The 9,088-nt window shown below is 34.5% G+C and carries 14 protein-coding genes; 9 read left to right on the top strand and 5 right to left on the bottom strand.

Features of this window, described 5'->3' with window-relative positions:
• The first annotated feature begins 496 nt into the window (after nt 1-496).
• The 3 genes from AA089_RS10795 to AA089_RS23650 all read left to right on the top strand — a co-directional run bounded on the left by AA089_RS10795 (nt 497) and on the right by AA089_RS23650 (nt 2,358).
• Complete coding sequence (locus AA089_RS10795; protein WP_046756960.1) at nt 497-700, top strand: putative signal transducing protein; 204 nt, start codon at nt 497-499, stop codon at nt 698-700.
• Nucleotides 701-725: 25 nt separating this feature from the next.
• Nucleotides 726-1,163, top strand: a complete 438-nt coding sequence (locus AA089_RS10790) for a cupin domain-containing protein (protein ID WP_053002332.1) — start codon at nt 726-728, stop codon at nt 1,161-1,163.
• Between the two features lie 115 nt (nt 1,164-1,278).
• On the top strand, nt 1,279-2,358 hold the full coding sequence (locus tag AA089_RS23650) for a M15 family metallopeptidase (RefSeq protein ID WP_053002329.1): 1,080 nt from the start codon (nt 1,279-1,281) through the stop codon (nt 2,356-2,358).
• 23 nt (nt 2,359-2,381) lie between these two features.
• On the opposite strand, the gene AA089_RS10780 is transcribed toward AA089_RS23650, so the two are convergent.
• The 4 genes from AA089_RS10780 to prfA all read right to left on the bottom strand — a co-directional run bounded on the left by AA089_RS10780 (nt 2,382) and on the right by prfA (nt 6,074).
• Nucleotides 2,382-2,888, bottom strand: coding sequence for a hypothetical protein (locus AA089_RS10780; protein WP_046756959.1), 507 nt, complete (start codon nt 2,886-2,888; stop codon nt 2,382-2,384).
• Nucleotides 2,889-3,173: 285 nt separating this feature from the next.
• The gene (locus AA089_RS10775; protein WP_046756958.1) at nt 3,174-3,965 is read right to left on the bottom strand and encodes an ABC transporter substrate-binding protein; all 792 of its coding nucleotides are present in this window, start codon (nt 3,963-3,965) and stop codon (nt 3,174-3,176) included.
• Nucleotides 3,966-4,003: 38 nt separating this feature from the next.
• Nucleotides 4,004-4,819, bottom strand: a complete 816-nt coding sequence (gene pyrF / locus AA089_RS10770; protein ID WP_046756957.1) for an orotidine-5'-phosphate decarboxylase — start codon at nt 4,817-4,819, stop codon at nt 4,004-4,006.
• 178 nt (nt 4,820-4,997) lie between these two features.
• The gene (gene prfA, locus AA089_RS10765; protein WP_046756956.1) at nt 4,998-6,074 is read right to left on the bottom strand and encodes a peptide chain release factor 1; all 1,077 of its coding nucleotides are present in this window, start codon (nt 6,072-6,074) and stop codon (nt 4,998-5,000) included.
• Between the two features lie 177 nt (nt 6,075-6,251).
• On the opposite strand from prfA, the gene AA089_RS24705 reads away from it, so the two are divergent.
• From AA089_RS24705 to AA089_RS10740, 6 genes are all read left to right on the top strand, one after another.
• Nucleotides 6,252-6,419, top strand: a complete 168-nt coding sequence (locus tag AA089_RS24705; RefSeq protein ID WP_156168968.1) for a hypothetical protein — start codon at nt 6,252-6,254, stop codon at nt 6,417-6,419.
• 154 nt (nt 6,420-6,573) lie between these two features.
• Nucleotides 6,574-6,861: a hypothetical protein gene (locus AA089_RS10760; RefSeq protein WP_046756955.1), complete on the top strand. Its 288-nt coding sequence runs from the start codon at nt 6,574-6,576 to the stop codon at nt 6,859-6,861.
• Between the two features lie 136 nt (nt 6,862-6,997).
• Complete coding sequence (locus AA089_RS10755; RefSeq protein ID WP_046756954.1) at nt 6,998-7,291, top strand: hypothetical protein; 294 nt, start codon at nt 6,998-7,000, stop codon at nt 7,289-7,291.
• 158 nt (nt 7,292-7,449) lie between these two features.
• Nucleotides 7,450-7,758: a hypothetical protein gene (locus AA089_RS10750; protein ID WP_046756953.1), complete on the top strand. Its 309-nt coding sequence runs from the start codon at nt 7,450-7,452 to the stop codon at nt 7,756-7,758.
• A gap of 81 nt (nt 7,759-7,839) precedes the next feature.
• Nucleotides 7,840-8,127, top strand: coding sequence for a hypothetical protein (locus AA089_RS10745; RefSeq protein ID WP_046756952.1), 288 nt, complete (start codon nt 7,840-7,842; stop codon nt 8,125-8,127).
• Nucleotides 8,128-8,293: 166 nt separating this feature from the next.
• Nucleotides 8,294-8,584, top strand: coding sequence for a hypothetical protein (locus AA089_RS10740; protein WP_046756951.1), 291 nt, complete (start codon nt 8,294-8,296; stop codon nt 8,582-8,584).
• 88 nt (nt 8,585-8,672) lie between these two features.
• Here the strand turns inward: AA089_RS10740 and AA089_RS25175 are convergent.
• On the bottom strand, nt 8,673-9,088 hold a 416-nt coding region (locus tag AA089_RS25175), incomplete at its 5' end, for a DUF5777 family beta-barrel protein (protein ID WP_046756950.1).

Below are 9,088 nucleotides of genomic sequence, written 5' to 3'. Positions count from 1 at the left end.
ATTTTGGGCAAAAGGAAACACTTTTATATTTAATATTTTACATTCGTATTTCGGTATTCGTTCTTAGTAGAGTTGTTTAGTTGAAATTTCTCTATATTTTCATATTTCATTATTTATTGTTCGATATTCGTTGTTGGATCTTGCATTTTGACTGCGCTCAATGTGACAGGTCTTTGTTCTTTGATCTTTTATCTTGAGTCTTTGGTCTTGGGCAAAAAAAAAACACTTTTATATTTAATATTTTACATTCTTATTTTGTTATTTGTTCTTCGTGGAGTTGTTTAGTTGAAATTTCTCGATACTTTCATAATTCATAATTCATAATTCATAATTCGTTATTCGTTATTCGTTATTCGTTATTCGTTGCTGGTTGTTTATGAAATTAAACTACTAAGCTTATAAATTCATAAACTTATTTTATTCAAATTTCAAGCGTTTTTCCATTCGAAATACTTGACATTTTCGTATCTTTAGTATGAAACACTAAAATAATACTATGAGTAAAGTAAAAGTATACGAAAGCAATTCGCAAATTGAAGCTATGGATGCAAAAAACATTTTGAATAGTGCAGATATCGAGTTTTTTGAAATTAACAAAATGGATACAGCCTACGCAGGTATTTTGGGTGGAAGCATTGAACTACATGTTGCGCCAACAGATTCAGAACGCGCCAACGAATTGCTTGCCAAGCTAAAATAACACTCACCAATGTATACTTTTTAAAATGTCAAGAAAAGCAAAAATACTGCTTCCACAAGATGATACTTCTTCCCTTTTGGGTGGCTTACGAAAATTAAAACTAAATTCTAACGAAACGAATGGAGATATTTATTTGGTAGAAGGAATTATGCCAAAAGGAAGCAACGTGCCGCTACATGTGCACACGAAAGAAGATGAAATTTTTCATGTACTCGAAGGCAAAGTCGAACTCGTTTTGGGAGATGAAACTATAACTGCATCAGAAGGTACTATTATTTATTTGCCACGAAATGTAAAACATAGTATTAAAACCTTAGGCGATCAAACAGCACGTGTGCTAAACTACGTAATTCCAGGTCAGAATTTTGAAGATTTCTTCAACGAAATGAATCAAGAAGGAAAAGACATATCATCCGAAAAACGTGCAGAAATTGCTTCAAAATATGGAATTACGTTCCTGTAATCGCAGACTAAAACCGCTAATTTATTTTAAAAATAACACATTCAAGAACTACGTATTTCCACGCTGAAACATAAAATATATTTTTCTTAATTTACATTGCATAAATATATAAGTTATGGAATGTTCAAATTTGCTCGAAGCAGCTTTAAAAAAAGGTGATATTAGTCAGTCACTATTTCAAGGTTCTTCGCATAAAGAATTGATTATTGATTTACAACGTACACTTTTTGAGTTGGGTTTTGAAAAAGAACTCAATTTAACAAGTTATGAAACCGATGGAGATTATGGTCCTGCAACCGTAAAAGCTGTTGCCGCATTTGCTGAAAAAAACACATATGTAAGTGACGGAACATCTGTGTCAAATAAATTGTGTGAGCTAATTGTACAACGACATAATTTTCTCCCTGAAATGTATTTGTTGTGGGCAATACATTCTTCCGATTTGCGAACCAAAAAATACATTTCAAAAGGAACGCGCACGAGTGTTTCTGCCATTCAAACATTTTTGTACACTATCGGTTACGGAGCGGAACTCAACTTTGCAAAGTTTGGCGCTGACGGATTGTACGGAAATAGTACCCGAAAAGCGGTAATTAAATATACAAGCGATAATACTATTAATTCTGATGGCGATTGGCTATCGCGTCCTGTTGTTGATTTGTTTTTAAAAGATATCAATCGATTTTACGGACGCAAATGGAGTGATCATGCACCAAAAAATTTACCAAGTGAAGCATCGCCTTTGGTATTGTTTGAAGGTTCTAATTTTCAAGGAAAACCATGCAGAGCCGATGTGGAATTTATTCCTGCATTGGAAAAAATTAATGGATATGCCGTACAAGCCAATGTGAAAATTTATGTTACGAGTTCATTTCGAACAACAACCAACGTAAATGGCGCTATTGTGCCACCTGCAACGTATTCAAATCATTTGGCAGGTCATGGAATTGATATGAATCTTGTGTATGGAAATAACGAATGGGCAAATTCAAAAGTATTGGCAAAGTATCCAAATGTGCCACAACCTGTGAAGTATTTTTTAAGTTTAATTATTGATGATCCTGAGTTGCGCTGGGGCGGAAAATTTAATACTAAAGATCCTGTACACATTGACGATCATTTAAATAAAGACTTAACGGTTTGGAGAAAACGGTATAAAATTATGCAAGAAGCTGTACAATTGGGAAAAGTGTAGCTTGAAACACTATTTTAGTTTCTTTAAGATTTAACTTTTACATACAAACCATCAAACACAGTTGTCCACGTTTTTTTGTCGGAAGACGTTTCCCAATGTTGCCGAACAGAACCATCGTTGTTCAATGTCCATGTAACTCTGTTGACGTATTTTTGACCTTTTGCCGAGGTTACTTCATCACTTTGTAAAATCATTTGGTTCCCTACTCTATTTCCTTTTAGGTGTAAATTCCCACCTTGATTGTCCACCCAAATTTGTTCCCATTGTTGTTTTTGCGCATTGTAAAAATTGTAACTCGTTCCTGTGTAATTTGCTTTGGCACTTGTCCAATTTTCACGTAAAACACATTCGTTTTCAATCTTCGTAATTGTATTTTTTCCTGCTTTTGTTCCATCAGGATTTGTCACATTCCAAGTTCCTATCCAAAAATCAAATGCTTGATGATTTTCGGTACAACACGCACATGGTTTTTGCTGTGCAGTTACATTTATGGCAATCATCATACATACAAACAGGATAGCTTTTTTCATGACTTTAGGGTTTTGTTAAGAGTCAACAATATAGCACAAAAGGTAATTGAAAATCGTTAATCAATTGTTAAACAGTATTTTAAAACTAAATCTCAAATACTTTCTACTTGAAAACAAAGCAATTAACAACTACATGTGTTAACATTTTTTAATCTATTTCTAATATTCTCTTAACATACTAAAGGTAGTTTTCGACATATATTTGTACTGTTGTAAAAATCTAATACGACAATTTTGGGTTAGTTAAAGAAATTAAATCGGGTCTCATTGCCCGATTTTTCTTGTTTATATACTTTCGTGAAGTTTCTTGAAGTAATCAAACGCTTTTGCCAATCGAGAGCCATACCAACTAAAATATTCTCCATCAACAAATACTGTTTTTGCATGATGCGTACAGCGTCCTAACTCAAACGCGTGTTCTGACTTAAACGGATACGGTTCAGAGGACAACATTACAATGTCTGGATCGCCTTGTAGACGTATTTTTCGAATTTCTACTTCTGGATATCTTCCATACGACTCGTAGATGTTTTCAAATTTACACAGCTTTAATAAGTAGTTGATAAATGTATCTTTTCCTGCCACCATCCAAGGCTTTCGCCAGATAAAATAGGCTACTTTTTGCACTGGAATATCTTTTACAAATGCTTGAAAATCTTGTAAGTGAAACCGAATTTTATTGTTGATTTTTGCAGCTTCGGTATTGCATTTGAATATTTTCCCGTATTGTGCAATCATTTCCAACGATTCGTCAATATTTTTCACATCAGAGACATGTACAGGATATAATTTTTCTAACGTTTCAACAATTTCTTTGGTGTTTTCTTCTTTGTTGCACAGAATAATATCGGGTTGTAATTCTTTTATTTTTTCAAGCTTAATGTTTTTCGTTCCACCAACAATTGTCTTGGTACTTTTGAGATGATACGGATGTACGCAGAATTTTGTGATGCCTACAATACGATCTTCCAATCCTAAATCATATAGCAATTCTGTTTGAGACGGCACTAACGAAATGATCCGTTTTGGCGGCGTTTCAAAGTGGAGTTCTCTATGTAATTGATCTTTTATTTTCATATGTAAGATACTGAATCAAAAGTTCAGCATGACCAAACTTATGTGGCTATTATTTCTTCCATTTGCGATTGCAACTCTTTGGCTTTTCTGGCAGCAGCCGAAGCAAAATCTTCTTGATTGGAAGCATATATAATGCCACGAGAAGAGTTAATGAGTAACCCAATATCTTTGGTCATTCCGTAGTTGCAAACGTCTTGCAAGTTTCCGCCTTGCGCGCCAACACCTGGCACTAACAAGAAACTTTCAGGAATAATTTTACGAATTTCTCCCAAGAAAGAAGCTTTTGTGGCGCCAACAACATACATTAAGTTTTCGCTGTTTTGCCAACTTTTTGAGGTTTCAAGTACGTGTTTGTAAACTTCTTTATTGTCAATAGTTTTCGTTTGAAAATCAAACGCACCTTGATTTGACGTTAACGCTAATAGAATGGTATGTTTTCCTTTGAAAGCCAAAAACGGTTCTACAGAATCTTTTCCCATGTATGGCGCTACCGTAACCGAATCGAATGCTAAATCTTCAAAAAAGGCTTTTGCATACATGGTTGATGTATTTCCGATATCGCCACGTTTTGCATCAGCGATGGTAAAAATTTCTGGATGATTTGTATTTAGGTATTGAATTGTTTTTTCTAATGCTTTCCAGCCTTTGATTCCGTAGGCTTCGTAAAATGCTGTATTGGGTTTGTAGGCAACTGCCAAATGATGTGTGGCGTCAATGATAGCTTTGTTGAACTCAAATATAGGATCTTCCGTTTCTAGTAAATATGCTGGAATTTTTTGTAAATCAACATCGAGTCCAATACATAGAAAGGATTTCTTTTTGTGTATTTGTGCAATCAGTTGTTGTGTTGTCATTTTTTGGTTGGTTGTGCTAGTTACTCGTTGCTAGTTTTTATGGTTCAGTTTGCGTTGAGATTTACATAATTGCGTCAAGCTGAACTTGATTCAGCTTCTCATCCTGTGTGATTCTGAATCAAGTTCAGAATGACGTTTTTATCGTAATAGAAATTAATTGTAAATTCCAAAACCCAAATTACATAATCTCACTAGCGTCTTTCAGCTTTTGTGTGTTTTCAACAAGCATTAATTCGTCTAATATTTTTTGAATATCTCCATTCATAATGTTTGACAAATCGTACAATGTGAGTCCAATTCTATGATCGGTAACACGTCCTTGTGGATAATTGTAGGTTCTAATTTTTGCACTTCTATCTCCAGAAGAAACCATACTTTTACGTCGTTCAGAATCGGCAGCTAGTTTCTTTTCTAGTTCTTTTTCGTACAAACGAGAACGCAATACTTTTAAGGCTTTTTCTAAGTTTTTGTGTGATGATTTTTGATCTTGACAACTTACTACCAATCCAGATGGACCGTGATGTAAACGAATTGCTGAATAGGTTGTGTTTACCGATTGTCCTCCAGGACCAGTTGACGTTGTACGTTCTATACGCACATCATTCATATCTAATTCTACGTCAAATTCTTCCGCTTCAGGTAATACCATAACTGTGGCAGCACTTGTATGTACACGACCTTGCGTTTCTGTTTGTGGCACACGCTGTACACGATGCACGCCAGCTTCAAACTTCATGGTTCCATAAACATCTTCTCCTGAAACTTCAAATATGATTTCTTTGAATCCGCCAGAAGTTCCTTCGCTGTAATCTACAACACTTACATTCCAACCTTTTCCTTCACAGTATTTTGTATACATTCGATGTAAATCTCCTGCAAAAATACTCGCTTCGTCTCCACCAGTTCCTGCACGGACTTCTACTACAACATTTTTACTGTCTTCTGGATCTTTTGGAATCAGTAAAAACTTGATTTCTTCTTCTAGTTTTGGTAGTTCTTCTTTAGCTTCTTCCAATTGCATTTTTGCCATTTCTACCATTTCTGCATCACTTCCATCTGAAATGATTTCTTCTGCTTCGGCAATATTATCAAGCAATTCTTTATATACGTCTCGTTTTTCAACAAGCGTTTTTAAATCTTTGTATTCTTTATTGAGCTCAACATAACGTTTTCTATCTGCAATAATATCGGGTTGAATGATTAAATCATTCACTTCATCAAAACGTTGTTTTACTATTTGTAATTTATCTAACATGTAATTTTCTTCTTTTCAGGTTCGCAAATTTACAATTTTTATTGATTGTTTCAGATTTTATGTGTGACATCTAAAAGACTTCTTACAAGAAAATCATTTTCTTTAGCAATTTTTAGATTTATCTTACTTTAAAATTGTATTTTTAGTACTATTAATTAACCAAATAAACTTTCACACATGAAAAAAAGAGGAATCAACACATTAAAATTAAACAAAAGAAGAATTTCATCATTAAAAGAATCCCTTAAAGGTGGATTTCGCAGTCCTGATGATAGTGATTGTTCTTCATATGGTAATGGACAATGCGATGAAACATATTGTAATTGTGAAACACACGAAATATAATCTTTAGCAAACTAAATTACATTAAAAACCGCATCATTTTCAACTGAGAATGATGCGGTTTTTGTTGTAAACAGTACTAATACTATGGTAAATCCCTATCTATTTGACATCGTTTTCTTCTAACTTTAGTTTTTGACCATAAAATAATAACAGCATGAAAAAAAAGAAACTCGTTTTAGGAAAATTAAACTTAAAGAAGTCTAAAGTAGCAACATTGGAATCTACTAGTATTACAGGAGGTTTTCAGTCGTGGACAGGAACTGCAGAACCTTGTTTTCCAACAGAATTAAATTGTAATACTAATGATTGCACTACTGGAATTACGTTACTTACTTGTGATTGTAATTTTACCCGTTTTCATTGTCCAACTGCTGACTGTCCACCACAAACATTAGTTTGTAATTCGCATTCAGTTTGTCCTCCTGGTGTATATTGCTACTAAAAAGTAAGCTTTATCTTATGCTTTCATATTTTTTAACAGTTTGAACTAAAAAAACGTACTGTTTGTACGGTTTTCACTTACATGGTTCATTTATCACTTCATTACTTTTAGGCTTTAACCATAAACCTATATAATCATGAAAAAAAAGAAAGTAACATTAGGAAAATTAGGCTTAACAAAATCTAAAGTAGCTTCATTAGAATCAAACAGTGTAACTGGTGGTTTCCAGTCTTGGACAGGAACAGCAGAACCATGTTTTACAGACTTCTTCTGTGGACCAGCAACGAACAACTGTCCTAGCAACGGATGTCCTGTGTACACGAATGGATGTCCACCACAAACAGGAAACTGTCCTACAAATGGTTGTCCACCTGCGACATTATTATGTGGTTCGCATTCTGTATGCCCTCCAGGTGTATATTGCTACTAAGCACAGACTAATTATAAGTTAAAAAAACGAAAGCTTCCAATATACTTGGAAGCTTTTTTAACATTTAAACATTTGAAAACCTACTGTTTGTATGGTTTTAACCTACGTAGGAAGGATTTCATTTCAGTATTTTTGCATCTTAACTAAAACCTATAATCATGAAAAAAAAGAAGGTAAATTTAAGACAATTAGCATTAAACAAGTCTAACGTTGCATCTTTAGAAGAAGGAAGTTTAAAAGGCGGAACTAGTCATCCTGGCGGTGGATTCCAATCTTGGACAGGAACAGCAGAACCATGTTTTTCTGACTTTGATTGTGGAGGACCAACTGATGCATGTCCTGTACAAACTGATGGATGTCCAGTGTATACAAATGGATGTCCTCAACCAACTAACAATTGTGGAACTTTCTACGGATGTGGTGGAACTGCATTGTATAGTGCATGTAACGGACTTCAGTGCTACTAAAATAAGTCTTCACGACATAAAAAAAGAAGGTTTTCAATTCGTTGAAAGCCTTTTTTTGTTTTAACTAAAATATTTTATACGATGAAAAAAAGAAACGTAAATTTAAAGCAATTAGTATTGAATAAATCAAATGTAGCTTCTTTGAAACCTGAACGTTTGACAGGAGGTTTTCAATCGTGGACTGGAACTGCGGAACCTTGTTTTCCTACAGATTTTGATTGTAATCCAATAGATGGTTCTATTTATTGCATTACTGGAATCGGATGTGTACCACCGACAGTATTGGGCTGTCCATCAGATCATTGCACTGCAACCGTTATTGGTTGCAATTCAGATTCTATGTGTCCGCAAGGCGTATATTGCTATTAAAATTATAGTGTTTATAAAATTGAAGAAAGCTTTTAGTTTGCATACTGAAAGCTTTTTTTGTACCATTTATTTATGTTTTTGTACCATCTACACAGTATTGTTTATGATCCTTTTTTTAGCACTGTACATTTTTTAGTTTTGAGAAGTATTTAACAAAACTCACATTATGAAAAAACTAAAAGTATCGCTGAAAAAATTAAAACTTAGTAAATCAAAAGTGGCTTCTTTTGATGCAAATCAAGTAGCTGGTGGTTATCTTTTCGAATTAACGGATAACGGTTGTGGACCTGAATATTCTGTTTGGCCAGATATCTGTCCTGTTTCACACAATTGTCCACCACCAACGCATACATGTCAAACCGTTAATTGCAATTCGTTTGCATGCGAATCTATTGTGTGTCATTCGGCAGTGTGTAACCAAACGGTAGGATGTACAAGTCCTACACTTGAATGCTAGATAAGTACTTCGCTAATACAAATTTAAAAGGCTTTCAAAATGATTTTGAAAGCCTTTTCTAGTAGGTTGCGTTCAGGAATATATATGTTTAGAATACACGTACAATATTGAATCCGAAGAAGATGTCTCCGTCTCCCCAATCGCCTTCCGCATAGCTTAAAAAGCCTGGCTCATTGGTTGATTGTGCGTTGGAGAATAGCAATTGAAATACGTGTCCGCCTGTTTCAATATCGACTCCGATGGTTAGCGGATTTCTGAATGCTGTGTTGTCTGCTCTGCTGAAATTGTACACATAATCTAAGTTGATCGACATTCGCTTGCTCACTTTTAAACGTCCACCTGCGCCCATGGCAAATTGATCGTGTTTTTGATTTTTTTCTAACGTTAAGTTTTGACGAACGTATGAAGGCGCTAATTCAAATGAAAAGTTGTTGTTGAAACGTCTTGAAATTAGTAATTGTGTTGTGTAACTTAAACGATCTTCGAAGCTTAGGAATGGAAAAC

This window comes from Kordia jejudonensis (genome assembly GCF_001005315.1).
GTDB lineage: Bacteria > Bacteroidota > Bacteroidia > Flavobacteriales > Flavobacteriaceae > Kordia > Kordia jejudonensis.
Note: the sequence above shows the minus strand (reverse complement) of the source record. Positions and strands in the feature narration are given on the sequence as shown.